Genomic DNA, 19,144 nt, shown 5'->3' with positions numbered 1-19,144 from the left:
CCGGGAAGTGAGTCCACGTGACGGCACCACAAGCCGAGGTCACCGCCGCGGGCATCGCCCGCCTGGCCGGCGTCGGACGCGCCGCCGTCAGCAACTGGCGCCGCCGCCACCCGCACTTCCCCCGTCCCGTCGGAGGCACCGACAGCAGCCCCACCTTCGCCCTGGCAGAGGTCGAACAATGGCTCCGCGACCACGGCAAACTCATCGAGGTCCCGCTGAACGAGCGCGCCTGGCAACTCCTCGCGGCCGACCCGGCAGGGCCCGCCGAAACCCTCTGCTGCCTCGGTGAACAGCTGCTCCACGGTGACCGGCCGGCCGGGGCCGGCCCCCTGGCCGACGCCGTCGCGGCCCTCGCCGCGGAGAGCAGCCCCGCCGACGCCTTCGCCTTCCTCCTCGAGCGCTATCTGGACACCCACTCCCGGCAGTTCACCCTCACCCCCCGCCCCACCGCGGAACTCATGGCAGCCCTGGCCGGCCCCACCGACTCCGTGCTCGACCCCGCCTGCGGCTCCGGCGCCCTCCTCGCCGCCGCCCGAGGACACGGCGACGCCACCCGGCCCGCCGCACTCCACGGTCAGGACAGCGACCCCGTCCTCGCCCGCCTCTGCGGCCTGCGCCTCGCTCTCCGCGATCCCGCGGACGTCCGGATCCGCACCGGCGACAGCCTCCTCGCCGACGCCTTCCCCGGGGCCGCCGTCGGCACGGTCCTGTGCCACCCGCCCTTCAACGAACGCCACTGGGGCCACGACGAACTCGTCTACGACGACCGCTGGGAATACGGGCTCCCCGCCCGCGCCGAATCCGAACTCGCCTGGGTCCAGCACGCCCTCGCCCGGCTCCGCCCCGGCGGAACCGCCGTGCTCCTCATGCCCCCCGCCGCCGCCTCCCGCCGCACCGGCCGCCGTATCCGCGCCACCCTGCTGCGCCGCGGGGCCCTGCGCGCGGTGCTCGCCCTGCCGGCCGGCGCAGCCCCGCCCCACAGCCTCCCCCTCCACCTCTGGATCCTTGTCAAACCCGGCGGCGCCCCCGCCCCGGAGCCCCGCCTGCTCGTCGTCGACACCGCCACCGCCCACCGGTCCACCGGCGGCAACCCTCTCGACCGGCCCGCGCTCTCCGCGGCCCTCCTCGACGCCTGGAGCGCCTTCACCGGCCCGGGTGAATTCACCGCCCTCACCGGCCTGCGGCGCGCCCTTCCCGTCATGGACCTCCTGGACGACGAGGTGGACCTCGCCCCCGCCCGGCACCTGCCCCCGTCCGCGGACCTCACCGGCGGCGAGGCACTCACCCGCGTCCAGCACGAGCTGCGAGCCACCCTCCGCAGCACCCACGACCTCGCCCCCGAGGTGCCGGGCACGGACACCCCCGCACCCGGACCGCGCTGGTCCAGCCTCACCATCGGCGAACTGGCCCGCACCGGCGCACTCGAACTCCACCAGCCGGGCGGCGGCCCCGAACCCGAACCCCGCCCCGGAGACGTCGTCGTTCCCCTCCTCCCCGGAGACCCGGCCCGGGTCCTCACCGGCGCCGGTCCCGACGGGGCACCGCTCGGCCGACACGTCTGCCTGCTGCGCCCCGACCCGGATTTGCTCGACGCCTGGTTCCTGGCCGGGTTCCTGCGTGGCACCGGAAACACCCGGCAGGCAGGCAGCTACGCCTCCAGCGCCACCCGCATCGACATCCGGCGCCTCAAGGTGCCCCGCCTGCCCCTGGAGGCCCAGCAGCAGTACGGACGGCGCTTCCGGGAACTGGCCGCGTTCGAGGACGCTCTGCGGCAGGCGGCGGAGCTCGGCCACAGACTTGTCCAGGGCGTGGTCGACGGATACACCGAAGGCACCCTGCCACCGGGCTGAACGGCTATCCTCATAGCCGCGCAGCACCGGGCGGTTCCCCGCGGGAAGGGCCGGACAGTTCCAGGCGGAGGGGGAGCCGATGAACGGCCCGGCAGTCAGACGGATCGCCGTGCGGGTGTTCTTCGCCGCCTTCCCCCTCGCTTCCCTCGGGCTCCTCGCCTGGGTGCCCGCCCTGCGCTTCGCGGTCATCCGCCGGCGTGCCGCCGACTGGGCCGTGGCGGTCCTGGCCGGGGTGCTGACCGCGGTCTACATCGCCGTCATGGTGTCCGTCCCGGAGGGCCCGGACGCGGAGATCAGTGACGGCGCCGCGCTGTACGTCCTCGGTTTCCTCCTCGCCACCACCGTGCACGCCGTCCTCGGTGACCGGTTCGTCCGCCCGCACCGGCCGAAAGCGTGGCCCGGCTCCCTCCCGCCCGCCGGATCCGCCTGGACCCCACCGCCCCGCACCAGCCCCTGGCCGTACGGACCGGCACCGTCCCCGACCGCGGAGACCATGGCCTGGAGCCCGCCGCCCGGGAGCGCCGTCCCGTACCCGGCGCCGCCCGCCCACCCCGGTCCGTCGGCACCGGTCCCCACCACCGTGGAGCGTCCCCCGCCGGTCCGGGCTCCGGCACCCCCGCCCGCGCACCCCGCACCTCCGCCCGCCTCGCCCCGCATGCGGCAGGTCGCCGCCGAGCTGGACGAGCTCGACAACCTCCTGCGCGACCAGGACGGCAGACGGTGAGCGCGCCCCGCGTGATCGGCGGCCGCTACGAGCTCGCCGAACCCCTCGGCAAGGGCGGCATGGGAGAGGTGTGGGCCGGGCGCGACACCGCGCTCGGCGGCCGGCGCATCGCCGTCAAGCTGCTGCACGCCGACCGGATGGCCTCCCTGTCCGGGACCACCGACCCCGAAGAGCTGCGCCGCCGCTTCCTCCGGGAGAGCCGGGCCACCGCCCGCATCGACCACCCCGGGCTCGTCGCCGTCCATGACGCCGGACGCGACGGCGATGAGCTCTTCCTCGTCATGCAGCTCATCGAGGGCAGCGACCTCGGGGACCACCTCGCCGAGAACGACCCCTACCCCTGGGCCTGGGCCGTCGCGGTCCTCGCCCAGCTCAGCTCGGCCCTTGTCGCCGTGCACGCGGTCGGGGTCATCCACCGCGACCTGAAGCCCGGCAACGTCATGGTCCGCCCCGACGGCCGGGTCACCGTCCTCGACCTGGGGATCGCCGCCGTCCGCGGTGACCTCGAGGACACCCGGCTCACCCGCACCGGCAGCCTCCTCGGCACACCCGTCTACATGGCCCCCGAACAGGCCCTCGGCGGCCCGCCGGTCGGCCCTGCGGCCGATCTCTACGCACTGGGCACCATCGGCTTCGAGCTGCTCACCGGCCGGCACCCCTACACCGCCCCGAACGCGGCAGGTCTCCTCTACAAGAAGCTCCACGAGGAGCCGGTTCCCCTCCTCCGGCTGCGTCCCGAGGTTCCCGAGCAGCTGGCGGGCCTCGTACACCGGATGATGGCCAGGACCCCGGAAGAACGGCCCGCCGACGCGTACGAGGTGCACGCCGCGCTCATGCCCATGCTCCCCGGCCCGGACCCCCGCTCGGCCCCCGACCGGCCGATGGACCCCACGAGGCCCTTCCGCCACCCGATGGCTCCGTGGCCCGCCCGTCGCCACCCGCATGCACCCGACCTCAGCACACTCGTCGGCCGGGTGAAGGGCCTGCTGGCGGACGGGGAGTACGACCAGGTCGCCGATCTCCTCAGCCGGGCGCTGCCCCTGGCCGTGGCGCAGTACGGCGAAGCATCCACGGTGGTCCGCACCCTGCGCAAGCACTACGCGGCCACCCTGCTGGACACCGGCCGGTACGCCCGCGCGCTCCCTGAAATCCAGCGTCTGGCGCAGGAGTTCACGCGCGAGCGAGGGCCGTACGACTCGGTGGTGGCCCAGCTGTGGGCCGACGAGCAGCTCTGCCTGCGGCAGCTCGGCCGCCTCACCTGACCGGCCGGGCCGGGACGCAAGCGCCACAAGGGGCGAGAAACAAAGGAGCGAGTGGCGGGAAGAGGCCACTCCGCACGCGGGAAAGAAGCTCCGCCGCCAGGACTCGAACCTGGACAAAGGGAGTCAAAGTCCCTCGTGCTGCCATTACACCACGGCGGATCGAGGCCGACTCGACCGAGCATGAACCCGGTCGCCGCCCCGGCACCCCACACTATGCCAGCCCACCTGCCCTCGAGACGACCGGCATGGACCTCACGGTGCCGCCGGAGGGATCGCGCACCCCACGCACCACGACGGTTGCTTCCTGGTTCCGGCGACGTTTCCCGGAGCTCTCCGTGAGCGGTTCACCGACCCGGGTGACCGGCTCCCGCGAGCTGTTCCGACAGCGCCGGAATGCCCCGCACCGCTGTGAAAACGGGTGGACCCCGGCCGTAGTCTGGTCGTCATGACGGACACGGGGGCGGACAGGACGGAGCGGCAGGCGGGGTGGGGGTGGTGGCCCCGGCGCCGGAGTGCGGTGCTGGATGCGGGGCTGGCCACGGTATCGGCGCTGGAGTGTGCCTTGCAGGGCCTCAGTTTCGCCCAGCGCACCGGCCTGCCGGTGCCGTTGGTGGTCGGTCTGGGGGCGCTGGCCGGGGGCTCGCTCATCGTGCGGCGCCAGTGGCCGGTAGCCGTGATACTCGTAGCGATCGCGGTGGTGCCCGCCCAGATGGGCAGCACCCTGGCGATGATCGGCCTGTACACCCTGGCCACCACCGAGGCGCCCCGGCGCATCATCGCTGCCCTCGCGGGGATGGTCGGCGCAGGCGTCATGATCATCATGTATCTGGCGATGTACCACGGGGCGGACGCCCCCCACGCGGCGCCGCTGTGGTTCACGCTCCTGGTGGCCTCGCTGTTCGCCATCGTCTCCGTGGTGCCGCCGGTGCTCCTCGGGATGTATGTGCGGGCGCGGCGGCGGCTGGTGGAGTCGCTGCGGGAGCGTGCCGACGGCCTGGAGCGGGAGCTGGCGCTGCTGGCCGAGCGGGCGGAGGAGCGGGCCGAGTGGGCGCGGCGCGAGGAGCGGACCCGTATTGCCCGGGAGATGCACGATGTGGTGGCGCACCGGGTGTCGTTGATGGTGGTGCACGCGGCGGCGCTCCAGGCGGTGGCGCTGCGGGACCCGCAGCAGGCGTCGAAAAACGCCGAACTGGTCGGGGACATGGGCAGACAGGCGCTGACGGAGCTGCGCACGATGCTCGGTGTGCTGCGGACCGAGGACCGCAAGCCGGTGCGTACCGGGCCGGCCGGGCCGGGCGAGGACTCCGGCGCCGGGGTGCCCGGCGTCCCGCGTCAGGTGGAGCGGCAGGTGGCGGGACCGCCGGTGACGGACCGCGTCGAGGGGCCGTCTCTGGGGGAGCTGGCGGCGCTGGTGGAGCAGTCCCGGGATGCCGGGATGGTGGTGGAGCTGGCGGTGGAGGGCGAACCGCGCCTGTACGGGGCGCATGTGGAACGGACGGCGTTCCGGCTGGTGCAGGAGGCGCTGACGAACGTGCACAAGCACGCGTCGGGGGCGGAGGTCCGGGTGCGGGTGGCGCACCGGGCGGGTGAGGTGGCGGTGCTGGTGCAGAACGAGGCGCCCGCGGGGGCGGAGCCGGGCAGCGAGGCCGGGATGGGGCTGCCGAGCGGGGGCAACGGTCTGCTGGGCATGCGGGAGCGGGTGTCGGCGCTGGGGGGCGGTTTCGTGTCGGGACCGACGGAGGCGGGGGGTTTCCGGGTGTCCGCGGTGATCCCGGACGGGCGGCCGGAGCCGGTCGCCGGTTAGTTTCGCACCGTGCGTGATCCCTCTTCGGCGGTGCCCGGTGCGCCGTCCTCCGGTTGTCCTGTCCCTGCGATGCCCGCGCTCTTCACCCGGGAGTTCGGCGCCGACCCCTACCCGGCGTACGCCTGGCTGCGCGAGCACGCGCCGGTGCACCGGGCGGTGTTGCCCAGCGGGGTCTCGGCCTGGCTGGTGACCCGGTACCCGGACGCGCGGCAGGCGTTGGCGGACCCACGGCTGAGCAAGGATCCGGCGCGGCACAGCGCGGCGGCGCACGGTCAGGGCCGGGTGGGCATCCCGGGGGAGCGCAGCGCCAATGTGATGACGCACCTGCTGAACATCGATCCCCCGGACCACACCCGGCTTCGGCGGCTGGTTTCGCGGGCGTTCACGCCGCGCCGGGTGGCGGAGTTCGAGCCGCGGGTGCGGGAGCTGACTGATGCCCTGATCGACCGGTTCGCGGGCCGGGGTGAGGCGGATCTGCTGCATGATCTGGCGTTTCCGCTGCCGATCTATGCGATCTGTGACCTGCTGGGGGTGCCCGCCGAGGACCAGGAGGACTTCCGGGAGTGGGCGGGGATGATGCTGCACACCTCGGGACGGCGCGGCGGAGTGGGGCGGGCCGTGAAGAAGATCCGCGCCTATCTGACCGAGCTGATCCACCGCAAGCGCGGGGAACCGGGGGACGATCTGCTGTCCGGGCTGGTCCGGGCGTCCGACCGCGGGGAGCAGTTGTCCGAGGAGGAGGCGGCGGCGATGGCTTTCATTCTGCTGTTCGCCGGGTTCGAGACCACCGTCAACCTCATCGGCAACGGGACCTGCGCGCTGCTGCGGGCGCCGGCGGAACGGGAGCGTTTCCAGCGGGCGGTGGCGGAGGGGGACGACCGGCTGGTGGACACGGCGGTCGAGGAGCTGCTGCGGTTCGACGGGCCGGTGGAGCTCGCGACGTGGCGGTTCGCCACGGAGCCGTTGCTGCTGGGCGGGCAGCGGGTGGAGCGGGGGGAGCCCGTGCTGGTCGTACTGGCGGCCGCGGATCGGGACCCCGAACGCTTCGGTGAGCCCGACCGGTTGGACCTGGGGAGGCGGGACAACCCGCATCTGGGGTACGGGCACGGGAGTCACTACTGTCTCGGTGCTCCGCTGGCCCGGCTGGAGGCCCGCACGGCGCTGACGCGGCTGCTGGGCAGGCTGCCCGACATGCGACTCGCGGTGGATCCTGAGCAGTTGCAATGGCGCGGGGGACTCATCATGCGCGGACTGCGGTCACTGCCGGTGGAGTTCACGAAGGAGAAGTGACGGTAAGTCAGCAGTGTGATCTGTACGTGATACTCGCGGGACCGGGTTGTGATCCACCCTGTGACCGGGCTAGGTTCAGCCCTCGACCGTAACTCTGCACACATGAGAGGCCCCAGATGCTCTCCGGGACCGGCCGTCATCGTCGCCCTCGCCAGGCTCCTGCTTTTCTCGTCACCGCGGGGGTGACGAGTGCCGGGCTCGCGCTGCCATTGCTGGGAGCGGGTGCTGCCCAAGCCGCCACCGGGGAGACTTGGGACGCCGTCGCCACCTGTGAAAGTGACGGGGCATGGAGCGCGGACACCGGCAACGGGTACTACGGCGGGCTTCAGCTGCCGCTGAGCCTGTGGGAGGAGTTCGGCGGCAAGGAGTTCGCCGACCGCCCCGACCTGGCCAGCCGTAGTCAGCAGATCGAGGTGGCCGAGCGGATTCTCGCCGAGCAGGGCCTGCGTGCCTTCCCCAGCTGCTCGCTGGGCACCGGCCTGTCGCAGGAGCACCGCGCGGCGCGGGCGGGCACCGTGGAGGAGCACGCGGAGGAGTCCGCTGCCGGAGTGGAGCCGGGTGGTTCCGGCGGGACGGACGGCACGACCGGTGCCGAAGCGGCGCCCGGCGGCACGGACGGGGAACGCGGCACCCAGGAGGCGCAGAGCCGGGACGGCGAGGTGCTGCCGGGTGCCGGGGACCGGAAGCCGGCGGAGGAGCCCGGCGCGGCCGGGGCCGCCGAGGGGGCCGGGCCGGCCCGTGACGCGGCCGGGGAGCCGGAGGAGGACGTCGACGGGGGCGCGGGGGAGGCCTCCGCCGCGCAGGACGGTGACCCGTCCGGGGAACGCGCGGGCGGGAAGCACCGGGGGACTCCGGCCGAGGAGGAGTCCGGCCGGGCGGAGGAGTCCGGTGAGGCCCGTCACGCGGATCGCGGGGAGGAGCGGAAGCCCGGGGTGGCGGAACCCGGTGTCGAGGAGGAGACCGGTGCCTACGAGGTTCTGCCGGGTGATTCGCTCTCGGACATCGCGGCCGAGCGTGCTCTGGCCGGTGGCTGGCCCGCTCTGTACCAGGCGAATGAATCGGTCATTGGGGACAATCCGGATCACATATTGCCGGGTCAATCGCTCAACCTGGACATTACGGCGCGTTAGATTCCCAGCGGTCAGAGCGATATCGACGCCTTGTCGGTGTGACCATCATCTCGGCTTACGCCGGGAGTGTTCTGTTTGTGCGATAGGTCCGCGTGTGGCTTGACCTGCGAAGACGAACCACTTCGGCCGTCAAGTCCAGGCGCGCCCGTGATCTTCATCGTTCTTGAATCGTGACCGCTCTGTGCCTAGTGTCGCCATCGCTCGTCCAGTCGGGCTCTCCGGGTCGCACGCCGAATCCTGCCGCCGCCCCGGAGAACGCACCAGCGCACCACCGAAGGCAGGAGCGGGGGACCCAGGTAAGTGCCGTCCCCGGACCGCGGTCCGGAACGGCTTGGGGTGAAGCCGGAAGCGGAGAGATCCGCCCCGGCCGGGCAACCTCACTAGCCCGAACCCGACAGCTCACCTCGTAGGCGTCGGTGAGAAGGACCACCATGCTGTTTTCCGGTAAGGGCCGTCACCGTCGTCCCTCCAAGCCCACCCGTATCATCGCGGCCGCCGGTGTCACCGGTGTCGCCGTAGCGCTCCCCGTCCTGGGGGCCGGCAGTGCCCAGGCAGCCTCCGTCGAGACCTGGGACGCCGTCGCTCAGTGCGAGTCCACCGGCAACTGGTCGATCAACACCGGCAACGGCTTCTACGGCGGCCTGCAGTTCCAGCAGTCCAGCTGGGAAGCGGCCGGCGGCACCAAGTACGCCCCGCGTGCCGACCTGGCCACCAAGGGCCAGCAGATTGCCGCCGCCGAGGTGCTGCTGTCCATGCAGGGCCCCGGTGCCTGGCCGAACTGCGGTCCGAAGGCCGGTCTGTCCTCCAACGGTCCGGCCCCGAGCGTCAACACCGGCGGTGGCAAGGCCGTGGCAGCTCCGGAGCAGTCCGCCCCGAAGCAGTCCGCCCCGAAGCAGTCCGCCCCGGAGCAGTCCGCGCCGAAGCAGAGCGCACCCAAGCAGTCCGCGCCGAAGCAGAGCGCCCCGCAGCAGCAGGCTCCGGCCGCGAGCGCGGCGTCCGGTGAGATCCACACGGTCCAGGCCGGTGACACGCTCTCCCTGATCGCCCAGTCCCAGGGCACCTCCTGGGAAGAGCTGTACGCGGCCAACGAGTCCGTCATCGGCGGTGACCCGAACCTGATCCACCCCGGGCAGAAGCTCGCTCTCTGATCCGGTCCGCCCCGTGCGCGGGGTGGGTGCCCGGGTGCGGGGGGTGGCGGACACAGTCCGTCCCGCCCCGCACCCGGGTTTTCTTCACCACATAAACAAAAAGATGCGCCCGCCTGTGAGCTGGGCTTTTGCCGGGACGCGCGACCCATCCGACGGGCGGGCGAACCAACAGGCACCGGGAGACGGTTAGGCTCGGAGCGCTGAAGACCGACCCACACGAAGGAGAACCTCGTGCCGTCCATCGACGTCGTCGTAGCCCGGGAGATCCTCGACTCACGAGGCAACCCCACCGTCGAGGTCGAGGTCGGCCTCGACGACGGCAGTACCGGCCGGGCCGCGGTGCCCTCCGGTGCCTCCACCGGAGCCTTCGAAGCACTGGAGCTGCGTGACGGCGACCAGAGCCGCTACAACGGGAAGGGCGTGGAGCGTGCCGTCCTCGCCGTCATCGAGCAGATCGGCCCGGAGCTCGTCGGGTACGACGCGACCGAACAGCGCCTGATCGACCAGGCGATGTTCGACCTGGACGCCACCGCGGACAAGTCCTCGCTCGGCGCCAACGCGATCCTCGGGGTTTCCCTGGCCGTGGCGCACGCCGCCTCCGAGTCCTCCGACCTGCCGCTCTTCCGCTACCTCGGCGGACCGAACGCGCACGTGCTGCCCGTTCCGATGATGAACATCCTCAACGGCGGCTCGCACGCCGACTCCAACGTGGACATCCAGGAGTTCATGATCGCGCCGATCGGCGCAGAGTCCTTCTCCGAGGCCCTGCGCTGGGGTGCCGAGGTCTACCACAAGCTCAAGTCCGTGCTGAAGGAGCGCGGCCTGGGCACCGGCCTGGGTGACGAGGGCGGCTTCGCCCCGAACCTGGGGTCCAACCGGGAGGCACTCGACCTCATCCTGGAGGCCGTCAAGGCCGCCGGCTACACCCCCGGCCAGGACATCGCGCTCGCACTGGACGTCGCCGCCTCCGAGTTCTACAAGGACGGCTCCTACCACTTCGAGGGCGAGACCCGGTCCGCCGAGCAGATGACCGCCTACTACGCCGAGCTGGTCGCCGCCTACCCGCTGGTCTCCATCGAGGACCCGCTGTTCGAGGACGACTGGTCCGGCTGGCAGAGCCTGACCGCCGAGCTGGGTGACAAGATCCAGATCGTCGGCGACGACCTCTTCGTCACCAACCCCGAGCGCCTGGGCCGCGGCATCGCCGAGAAGTCCGCCAACTCCCTGCTGGTCAAGGTCAACCAGATCGGTTCACTGACCGAGACCCTGGACGCCGTGGAGCTGGCCCAGCGCAACGGCTTCACCTGCATGATGTCCCACCGCTCCGGCGAGACCGAGGACGTCACCATCGCGGACCTGGCCGTGGCCACCAACTGCGGGCAGATCAAGACCGGCGCCCCGGCCCGTTCCGAGCGGGTCGCCAAGTACAACCAGCTGCTGCGCATCGAGGAGAACCTCGACGACGCCGCGGTCTACGCCGGCCGCGGCGCCTTCCCCCGCTTCACCGGCTGAGCGGCGGAGCCGTCCGGCGCGGGCCCGGGCACGCGCCCGCTGCCTGCCCGTCACCACCGGTCCCCGGTCACCGTCACGTACGGTGGCCGGGGACGGCTTTGCGTCCGCTGCCCGCCCGGGACCTGCCGGCTCCCCGCGCGGCGCCAGTACGGAAGCCGGCCACAGCGGGTGACTCCAGGGAGGCGATGTGACCCCGGGCCGGAACCGGTTCTCCACCACGACCAGGATCAAGGTCCTCGGCGAGCAGGCGGCGGCCCGGGTCTACCGGGCCCAGAACCGCCGGTTGCGCCGGACGCCCCGCCGCAGCCGGCTCACCGGCCGGGCAGCGCTGCTGGCGCTGGTCGTCTGCGCCCTGATCGTGGCGCTCGCCTACCCGCTGCGGCAGTACATCGGGCAGCGCGCGGAGATCGGCGACCAACGGCGGCAGGCGGAGGAGGCACGTCAACGGGTGGAAGAGCTGCGCGACGAGAAGGCACGGTGGCAGGACCCCGCCTACGTCGAGCAGCAGGCCCGCCGTCATCTGCACTTCGTGCGGCCCGGGGAGACCGGGTTCCTCCTGCCGCGGGATCCCGGCGAACCGGATACCGCGGACGAGGAGCGCCGGGACCGCCACCGGGGGGCTGCGGCCCAGCGGCCCTGGTATGACAACCTCTGGGACGGTGTGGACCGGGCCGACCGGCCGCGCTGACGGCCCGCCGGCGGACCCTGCGTGCCGCGTCCGCCGGCCCGGAGAACCGCGCCCCGCCGCCGGCCGTTGCCGGTGGTCCCCTGTGAAGGAGCTGCCGATGGAAACCCCGCCTCCCCGGACCGACCCCGCCCCGCCCACCGCGGCCGACATCGACGCGTTCCGCCGTCAGCTGGGCCGGCCGCCACGCGGGTTGCGGGTCATCGCGCACCGCTGCCCGTGCGGCAACCCGGACGTGGTCGAGACCGCCCCGCGGCTGGAGGACGGCACCCCGTTCCCGACGACGTACTACCTCACCTGCCCGCGGGCCGCCTCCGCCATCGGCACGCTGGAAGCGAACGGCGTGATGCGGGAGATGACCGCACGGCTCGCCGCGGAGCCGGAGCTCGCCTCCCGGTACCGGGCCGCGCACGAGGACTACCTGGCGCGCCGGGACGCCATCGAGGTGCTGGCCGGGTTCCCCAGCGCGGGAGGCATGCCGGACCGGGTGAAATGCCTGCACGTCCTGGTCGCGCACTCGCTCGTCGCCGGACCCGGCGTGAACCCGCTGGGCGACGAGGCGCTGGGCATGCTGTCCGAGTGGTGGCGCAAGGGGCCCTGCGTGACCCCGGAGGGAGCCGGAGAGGGCAGCGGGACGGGCGGCCCGCCAGATAGTGAACCAGATCACAAGCCGGAGCCGCGGGAAGGTCACCGCGAGAGGGGCGACGCATGACCAGGGTCGCCGCGGTCGACTGCGGGACGAATTCCATCCGGCTGCTCGTCGCCGACCTCGACCCCGCCTCCGGCCGGCTCACGGATCTCGAGCGGCGGATGGAGATCGTCCGGCTGGGCCAGGGGGTGGACCGCACCGGGCGGCTCGACCCCCTCGCGCTGGAGCGGACGCTCACCGTCTGCCGCACCTATGCCGAGATGATCAGCGGATACGGGATCCCGCCCGGCCGGGTCCGGTTCGTGGCGACCTCCGCCTCGCGGGACGCCGAGAACCGCGCCGACTTCGTGCGCGGCGTGCGGGAGATCCTGGCAGTGACCCCGGAGGTGATCAGCGGGGACGAGGAGGCCCGGCTGTCCTTCACCGGCGCGACCCGGGAGCTCGCCGGCCAGGCCGGGATCGCCGCCCCGTACCTGGTGCTGGACATCGGCGGCGGCTCCACCGAGTTCGTGCTCGGCGCATCCCGGGTGACGGCGGCCGGCAGCGTGGACATCGGCTGCGTGCGGCTCACCGAACGACACTTGCTGCGGGACGGGAGAATCTCCGACCCGCCGTCGCCCGGTGAGATCGCCGCGATGACCGCCGACATCGGGACGGCGATCGAGGCCGCCGGGCGGAGCGTGCCGGTGACCGGGGCCCGGACCCTGATCGGGCTGGCCGGATCCGTGACCACGGTCGCCGGGATCGCGCTCGGACTCGGCCACTACGACTCCGCGGCCATCCACCACAGCCGGCTCGGAATCGACCAGGTCCAGGAGGTCACCCAGCGGCTGCTGACGTCGACCCACGCCGAGCGCGCCGCGATCCCGGTGATGCACCCGGGACGGGTGGACGTGATCGCGGCCGGGGCACTGGTGCTGCGCACGGTCATGGAGCGCACCGGCATCGGCGAGGTCCTCGTCAGCGAGCACGACATCCTCGACGGCATCGCCTGGAGTGCCGTCCCGGAGACTTCGTGAAGATGTTCACATGAGAAATTGCTCCGGAGTGCCCGCTCGGTGAGATGCGCGTGGTGCAGGCACCGCGCGGGCGTCTCCGCGAGCCCGGTGACGCGGACACGGGTGCTCCGGAGCGACCCTGCGGAGCCGGCGCTCTGCTCGGCATCGTCCCAGTTCAGCGCCGGTTTTCCAGAGGCCGTGAGGGGTTTCCGCGACGCTCGTCCGAGGCGGGCCGGCGGAGTTTAGCAGAGGTGTCCGCCGACCTTGTGAACCCCCTCACGAGCACCGCCTCGCGCGGGGTGGATACTCAAGTCATGAGCACCACGGAGCGTCCTCGAATCCTCGTCGTGGGTGGCGGGTACGTCGGCCTGTATGCCGCGCGTCGCATCCTGAAGAAGATGCGCTACAGCGAGGCAACGGTCACCGTCGTCGACCCGCGTTCGTACATGACGTACCAGCCCTTCCTGCCCGAGGCGGCGGCCGGGAGCATCTCGCCGCGCCACGTGGTGGTGCCGCTGCGCCGCGTCCTGCCTCAGGCCGAGGTGCTCACCGGCCGGGTCACCGGAATCGACCAGGACCGTCGGGTCGCCACTGTCGCGCCGCTGGTCGGCGAGGCGTACGAGGTGCCCTTCGACTACCTGATCGTGGCGCTGGGCGCGGTCTCCCGCACCTTCCCGATCCCCGGCCTCGCCGAGGTGGGCATCGGCATGAAGGGCGTGGAGGAGGCCATCGGCCTGCGCAACCATGTGCTGGAGCAGCTCGACAAGGCCGACTCCACGACCGACGAAGAGGTCCGCCGCAAGGCGCTGACCTTCGTGTTCGTCGGCGGTGGCTTCGCCGGTGCGGAGACCGTCGGCGAGGTCGAGGACATGGCCCGCGACGCCGCCACGTACTACCCGGGCATCAGGCGCGAGGACATGCGCTTCGTCCTGGTGGACGTCGCCGACCGGATCCTGCCCGAGGTCGGCCCCAAGCTCGGCGAGTGGGGCCTGGAGCACCTGAAGAAGCGCGGTGTCGAGTTCCACCTGAAGACCTCGGTCGAGTCCTGCGTGGACGGCCACGTGGTGCTCAGCAACGGCGTCGTGGCGGACTCGAACACCGTGGTCTGGACGGCCGGTGTGAAGCCCAACCCGGCGCTGGCCCGCTTCGGCCTGCCGCTGGGCCCCCGCGGCCATGTCGAGGTCGAGCCGACCCTCCAGGTCAAGGGAACCGCCACGGTATGGGCGGCCGGCGACAACGCGCAGGTACCGAACCTGGTGGCGGGAGAAGGCGACTGGTGCCCGCCCAACGCCCAGCACGCCCTGCGCCAGGCCAAGCACCTCGGTGACAACGTCATCGCCGCCCTGCGCGGCTTCCCGCAGGTCGACTACAAGCACGCCAACAAGGGCGCGGTGGCCGGCCTCGGGCTCCACAAGGGCGTCGCGATGATGCGGTTCGGCAAGCTGACGATCAAGCTCAAGGGCCGGCTCGCCTGGTACATGCACCGCGGCTACCACGGTATGGCCGTCCCGACCTGGAACCGCAAGATCCGGGTCTTCGCCGACTGGACCCTGGGGATGTTCCTCAAGCGCGAGGTCGTCTCCCTCGGCGCCGTGCAGAACCCCCGCGAGGAGTTCTACGAGGCCGCCCGTCCGGTCTCCGCCGCCGTGTCCGGGGCCGGTCAGGGCCCGGCTGCTCCGGCCGGCCGCAAGACGGAGGAGCGGCACCGGGCCACCGCGGGCTGAACGTGCCCCCGGTCCGCACGAGCCGCGGCCCTGTCCTGACCGGCCGAAGGGCCGGTCAGGACAGGGCCGCGGCTCGTGCGGCGTTCCGCCGGTGCGCGCACCGTGAGCGCGCGGCGCGGGGACGGCAGGCGACCGTGTCTAGGCGGAGCCGCCCTGGTTCTCGTACCGCTTCATGTACTCGAGGATGCGCTCGGTGGTGGGGTCGGTCATCTCCTCGACGACGCGGCCGTCGGCGAGAAAGATGATCCGTTCGGCGTACGCGGCGGCCAGCGGGTCGTGAGTGACCATCACCACGGTCTGGCCCAGTTCCCGCACGGAATTGCGGAGAAAGCCGAGGACCTCGCTGCCGGAGCGGGAGTCGAGATTGCCGGTGGGCTCGTCGCCGAAAATGATGTCGGGCTTCGACGCGAGAGCACGCGCCACGGCGACGCGCTGCTGCTGGCCGCCGGACAGCTCGGCGGGCCGGTGCCTGAGGCGGTCGCCGAGCGCGAGGGTGGTGATCACCTTGTCCAGCCACTCCGGGTCCGGCTTCCGGCCGGCGATGTCCATCGGGAGCGTGATGTTCTCGAGGGCGTTGAGCGTGGGCAGCAGGTTGAACGCCTGGAAGATGAAACCGATCCGGTCCCGGCGGAGCTGGGTGAGCTTGGTGTCCTTCAGCCCCGTGAGTTCGGTGTCCCCGATGCGGGTGGAGCCGCCGGAGACGGAGTCCAGCCCGGCCATGCAGTGCATCAGGGTGGACTTTCCCGAACCCGAGGGGCCCATGATGGCGGTGTACTCGGCCTGCCGGAACTCCACGGAGACATGGTCGAGAGCGAGTACCCGGGTCTCTCCCGCACCGTAGATCTTGGTGAGATCCGTGGCCCGGGCGGCCACCGCCCCGCGGGACGTGCTGGGTGTGTCGGCGACGCTGGTGGACACGGCTGGGTCTCCTGTCGGACGTCGGTGCGCGGTCTTCGGGTTCCCATCATGGGCCGGAGGGGCCCGGCCCGGATCGGCCCCGCTGCTGGTTCCGGTGTGGTCCTGAGAGCTACCCGACGCAGGTACCCCTCATCCTCAGGGATGACACCCGCCCTGAGGGGCAGGTCACGCAGAGGACAGCTTTGCGTCATTCCGGGAGCGCCCAGGCGGTGAGCTCGCGAGCTCACCACGTGCACGGACGTGTTGACACCCCGTCAAGACCTCATAAAATCAGACAACATCGTTCTGGGGCAGGGCTGTTCGGGGGAAAGTCACAGATAAGCTACGTGACGTACCCGTGGCGTGACCGCGCCCGGTACGGCCTTGGGGGGCTGTGCCCGGATGGTGGAATGGCAGACACGGCGAGCTTAAAACTCGCTGGCTTTCGGGCCGTGCCGGTTCAAGTCCGGCTCCGGGTACCCCAGAGCCACCGGCCCCACGAGCGCAACCGCATGACTGGGCGGAGTGCCCTCCGGGGCACTGTCGGCCACCGCCAGGCATCCCGGTGAGGCTCTTCGTTCTTCCGTCGCCCCGGGTGGACCGCGCGGAGTCCACCTGCGGGCCCGCACCGCGTAGAATCCGGTATCACCCCCGCTGAGAGGGGCAGCGCCGGCTTGAGTCGTCTCCGGGGCCCGGTCAGTGACGGCGCGTCACCCGGTTGCCGGTTGCCGCGGGTCCTCCGATGGCGGGAACCTTGCGTAACGGAACAATCACCACCCTTTCCAGCGTTGGTTGGAGTGCACTACCGTGCGGTCTTTGCTAAAGCATTACTCTGGACGCAAGGCCGTGCCGTTCGGCCATGGAGGAGTGAGATGAGGAGCAGCAACCCGGTCTTCACGCGTCGGGGGTTCAGTCGGGAGAGTGGCTACGCCGGCTTCAACGCCGGACAGCCGCAGACCGGGACTCCGTATGCGGGCAGCCCGAACAATCCGTACGCACAGCCCGGCAATCCGTATGCGCAGCCGCAGGCCGGTCCTGACGGGATGATGCAGCAGGGCGCGGGGACGCGCCCGGGCGTGATGACGATCGACAGTGTCGTCTCGCGCACCGCGATCACCCTGGGCACCGTGGTCGCCACCGCGACGGTTGCCTGGATCATGGACCTGCCGATCGGTATCGGCATCCTCTGCGCCCTGGTGGGTATGGGGCTCGGGCTGTGGCAGGCGTTCAAGAGCGAGCCGTCGCCCCCGCTGATCCTGGCCTACGCGGCCGTCCAGGGTGTCTTCCTCGGCGTGATCAGCAACTACGTCAACCAGTGGGTGCCCGGCGCGGCCATGCAGGCTGTGATCGGCACGATGGCGGTCTTCGCCGGTGTGCTGTTCATGTACAAGCAGCGCATCATCCGGGTGAACGCCCGGTTCACGAAGTTCGTGATGGCCGCGGCTGTCGGCTTCATGCTGCTGATGGCGGTCAACATGATCGTCGCCTTCATCGGCGGCGGCGACGGTCTCGGCCTGCGCAGCGGTGGTCTGGGCATCCTGTTCGGTGTCCTGGGCATCATCCTGGGTGCCTGTTTCCTCGCGCTCGACTTCAAGATGGTCGAGGACGGTGTCGCTTACGGTGCCCCGGAGAAGGAGTCCTGGCTGGCCGCGTTCGGTCTGACCATGACCCTGATCTGGATCTACCTGGAGTTCCTGCGCCTCATCGCCATTCTGCAAGGCGACTGACGCACACTCCGGCAGCCCGCTGCCGGATACCACGGAGAAGGGGCCGGCCCGGTGACCACCGGGCCGGCCCCTTCCTCATGGCGCGCTCCGCGCTCGTATGCTCGCTCCCATGCCCGATCCCGCCCTGCCCCGCCCCGCTGTCGACCCCGAGGCGCTGGACGCCGCCGTCGATGTCCTGGCCGACCGGCTGCGGAGGCTGCCGGAGAGCGCTCTGCGGCGTGGCGCGGCCGCGGACGGCCTGGCGGTCGCACGGGAGCTTGCGCGGCGCGCACAGCGCCTTGAGCGGCCTGCGGAGGAGCCGCGGGAGCTGCCGGAGGCGGGGGTGTTCGCGGTGGGCGACCAGGTGGCGGTCGCGGGCCATGACCTGGCGCAGGCGTTGCGGGCGAACCCCGCGGTGTCCCGCGGGGAACTGACCGGGGTTCTGGAGCTGATCAGGGGCGCGGGGTGACCCTGCCACGGTCACGGCACCGGCGCGGCCCCGGACGCACAGAAGCCCGGACCGGCCCCGGAGCACGGGGACACGGGCCGGGCCATCGCCGGAGGGGGCGGAGGGAGCCGGATCAGGCGGTGACCACCCGGTCGGCGAGCAGGTAGACACTGTCGTCACCGCAGGAGAAGGTCAGCGCGTAGGCGCCGGAGATCCCCGAACCGCCCATCAGGACAGGGGCGCTGCCCTCGCGGACCGCCGCCGCCAGCCGCAGGGCGATCTCCTGGTGGCCGGGGGACATGCACAGCGTGGTGCCGTCCTCGAAGAGGTAGATGTCGAGGGTGCCGAGCGGACCCGGCCGGACGTCGGCGAGCGGGGTGCGGGACTCGGCGAGCTGGGCCAGCTGCTGACGGGTGTGCAGCCGTTCCTCGGCTGTCTCCTCGCCGTCCGCCTCCGCGTCGGAGCCGGACCGGCCGGTGGCGCCGTCGGTGGCGGACGCCGCGTCGGCGCTCCGGGGCCGGTTCTGCTCCACCGGCTCGCCGGCCAGCGTGTAGCCGGGGTGGGAGGGGTGCCGTCGGCGGGCGGCGGACAGCTCGGCCGACTCGCCCTCCTCGCTCAGCTCCGGCGCGGGGGCCCGGTCCGGGGAAGCCTGCCGGGGAACGAAGGCCACGCTGTCGCCGGGGCGCTGCCAGTGGTCCTCGGCGTCATTGCCGCTGTGCGTGGTGCCGGGCAGGTCGCCGAGGGCGCAGCCCTCCAGCAGGGCTTCGAGCAGCAGCTCGTCCGTATCGTCGGGCTCGTCGCCGCCGGACACCCGGTACTCCAGGCCGCGGCCGGCCAGCAGCGGACCGGTGTGTCCGGCGTGCCGGGCCTCCTGCTCCGCCCAGAAGGCGCGGGCCTCGGCCAGCTCCCGCTCCCGTTCGTCGGCGAGGGCGTCCGTCACGGCGGCCCGGATGATCTCCTCGTCCGGTACCGGTCGAGGGTTCACGAGCCGGTCGGCGGGCGGGCCGGCGAACGTGTGGCGGAGTGCGGCGACCTCCTCGCGCAGCCCATGGAGGGCGCGCACGGCGGACGCAGCCAGGGCCACGGCAAGCCCTGCGACGAGCAGCAGGATGACGGATATGACGCTCACGGACGACTCCCAGGTGCGTACGGTCCCCTGAATTCCTATCCCAGGTTTCCGCAGTCCCGCCACGGGGAGCAGTGCACAACGTCATGAATGGGACGGGTACATCGTCCCTGGCCGTCGGACCCCGCTTCGCTGACCTGCGGTGATGGAGATCGTATCGGTGCGGGTCACATCCCGGGGCCGCTTCGGTA

The 19,144-nt window shown here is 72.1% G+C and carries 16 protein-coding genes, 2 tRNA genes and 1 riboswitch; of the genes, 15 read left to right on the top strand and 3 right to left on the bottom strand.

The window, feature by feature from the left end; translation table 11 throughout:
* Window positions 1-17 precede the first annotated feature (17 nt).
* From PJ985_RS06510 to PJ985_RS06500, 3 genes are all read left to right on the top strand, one after another.
* A complete protein-coding gene (locus PJ985_RS06510) occupies window positions 18-1,850 on the top strand; it encodes an N-6 DNA methylase (protein ID WP_271682614.1) in 1,833 nt (610 codons plus the stop codon).
* Between the two features lie 79 nt (window positions 1,851-1,929).
* A complete protein-coding gene (locus tag PJ985_RS06505; RefSeq protein ID WP_271682613.1) occupies window positions 1,930-2,574 on the top strand; it encodes a hypothetical protein in 645 nt (214 codons plus the stop codon).
* Window positions 2,571-3,836, top strand: a complete 1,266-nt coding sequence (locus PJ985_RS06500; protein ID WP_271682612.1) for a serine/threonine-protein kinase — start codon at window positions 2,571-2,573, stop codon at window positions 3,834-3,836. Before PJ985_RS06505 ends, PJ985_RS06500 begins: the two co-directional genes overlap by 4 nt.
* An 88-nt stretch (window positions 3,837-3,924) precedes the next feature.
* Here PJ985_RS06500 and PJ985_RS06495 read toward each other — a convergent pair.
* Window positions 3,925-3,995: transfer RNA gene (locus PJ985_RS06495), tRNA-Gln, on the bottom strand.
* 286 nt (window positions 3,996-4,281) lie between these two features.
* On the opposite strand from PJ985_RS06495, the gene PJ985_RS06490 reads away from it, so the two are divergent.
* The 9 genes from PJ985_RS06490 (at window position 4,282) to PJ985_RS06450 (ending at window position 14,776) form a co-directional block, all read left to right on the top strand.
* The gene (locus PJ985_RS06490; RefSeq protein ID WP_271682611.1) at window positions 4,282-5,640 is read left to right on the top strand and encodes a sensor histidine kinase; all 1,359 of its coding nucleotides are present in this window, start codon (window positions 4,282-4,284) and stop codon (window positions 5,638-5,640) included.
* Between the two features lie 69 nt (window positions 5,641-5,709).
* Window positions 5,710-6,930, top strand: coding sequence for a cytochrome P450 family protein (locus PJ985_RS06485; RefSeq protein ID WP_271682610.1), 1,221 nt, complete (start codon window positions 5,710-5,712; stop codon window positions 6,928-6,930).
* 182 nt (window positions 6,931-7,112) lie between these two features.
* A complete protein-coding gene (locus tag PJ985_RS06480) occupies window positions 7,113-8,060 on the top strand; it encodes a transglycosylase family protein (protein ID WP_271682609.1) in 948 nt (315 codons plus the stop codon).
* Between the two features lie 259 nt (window positions 8,061-8,319).
* Window positions 8,320-8,488: riboswitch (cyclic di-AMP (ydaO/yuaA leader) on the top strand.
* Window positions 8,489-8,491: 3 nt separating this feature from the next.
* Window positions 8,492-9,208, top strand: a complete 717-nt coding sequence (locus PJ985_RS06475) for a transglycosylase family protein (RefSeq protein WP_271682608.1) — start codon at window positions 8,492-8,494, stop codon at window positions 9,206-9,208.
* A gap of 231 nt (window positions 9,209-9,439) precedes the next feature.
* Entirely contained in the window at window positions 9,440-10,720 is a 1,281-nt protein-coding gene (gene eno, locus PJ985_RS06470; protein ID WP_271682607.1) for a phosphopyruvate hydratase, read from the top strand.
* A gap of 187 nt (window positions 10,721-10,907) precedes the next feature.
* Window positions 10,908-11,408, top strand: coding sequence for an FtsB family cell division protein (locus PJ985_RS06465; RefSeq protein WP_271682606.1), 501 nt, complete (start codon window positions 10,908-10,910; stop codon window positions 11,406-11,408).
* A 97-nt stretch (window positions 11,409-11,505) separates the two neighbouring features.
* Window positions 11,506-12,117 carry a DUF501 domain-containing protein gene (locus tag PJ985_RS06460; protein WP_271682605.1) on the top strand — a complete coding sequence of 204 codons (612 nt, stop codon included), beginning with the start codon at window positions 11,506-11,508 and terminating at the stop codon, window positions 12,115-12,117.
* A complete protein-coding gene (locus tag PJ985_RS06455; RefSeq protein ID WP_271682604.1) occupies window positions 12,114-13,073 on the top strand; it encodes a Ppx/GppA phosphatase family protein in 960 nt (319 codons plus the stop codon). The genes PJ985_RS06460 and PJ985_RS06455 overlap by 4 nt, the downstream gene beginning before the upstream one ends.
* Before the next feature lie 293 nt (window positions 13,074-13,366).
* Entirely contained in the window at window positions 13,367-14,776 is a 1,410-nt protein-coding gene (locus tag PJ985_RS06450) for an NAD(P)/FAD-dependent oxidoreductase (RefSeq protein ID WP_271682603.1), read from the top strand.
* Between the two features lie 138 nt (window positions 14,777-14,914).
* On the opposite strand, the gene PJ985_RS06445 is transcribed toward PJ985_RS06450, so the two are convergent.
* Entirely contained in the window at window positions 14,915-15,694 is a 780-nt protein-coding gene (locus PJ985_RS06445) for an ABC transporter ATP-binding protein (protein WP_271682602.1), read from the bottom strand.
* 375 nt (window positions 15,695-16,069) lie between these two features.
* On the opposite strand from PJ985_RS06445, the gene PJ985_RS06440 reads away from it, so the two are divergent.
* From PJ985_RS06440 to PJ985_RS06430, 3 genes are all read left to right on the top strand, one after another.
* Window positions 16,070-16,152, top strand: a tRNA-Leu gene (locus PJ985_RS06440).
* Window positions 16,153-16,545: 393 nt separating this feature from the next.
* Window positions 16,546-17,400 (top strand): Bax inhibitor-1/YccA family protein, encoded by an 855-nt coding sequence (locus PJ985_RS06435; RefSeq protein WP_271682601.1) that lies wholly within the window; start codon window positions 16,546-16,548, stop codon window positions 17,398-17,400.
* A gap of 109 nt (window positions 17,401-17,509) precedes the next feature.
* The gene (locus PJ985_RS06430; RefSeq protein WP_271682600.1) at window positions 17,510-17,848 is read left to right on the top strand and encodes a hypothetical protein; all 339 of its coding nucleotides are present in this window, start codon (window positions 17,510-17,512) and stop codon (window positions 17,846-17,848) included.
* Window positions 17,849-17,960: 112 nt separating this feature from the next.
* On the opposite strand, the gene PJ985_RS06425 is transcribed toward PJ985_RS06430, so the two are convergent.
* Entirely contained in the window at window positions 17,961-18,956 is a 996-nt protein-coding gene (locus PJ985_RS06425; RefSeq protein ID WP_271682599.1) for a hypothetical protein, read from the bottom strand.
* Window positions 18,957-19,144: the final 188 nt, after the last annotated feature.

Origin of the sequence: Streptomyces sp. ACA25, assembly GCF_028200735.1 — a bacterium.
Taxonomy (GTDB): domain Bacteria; phylum Actinomycetota; class Actinomycetes; order Streptomycetales; family Streptomycetaceae; genus Streptomyces.
This window is presented reverse-complemented; position numbering and strand designations above follow the sequence as displayed.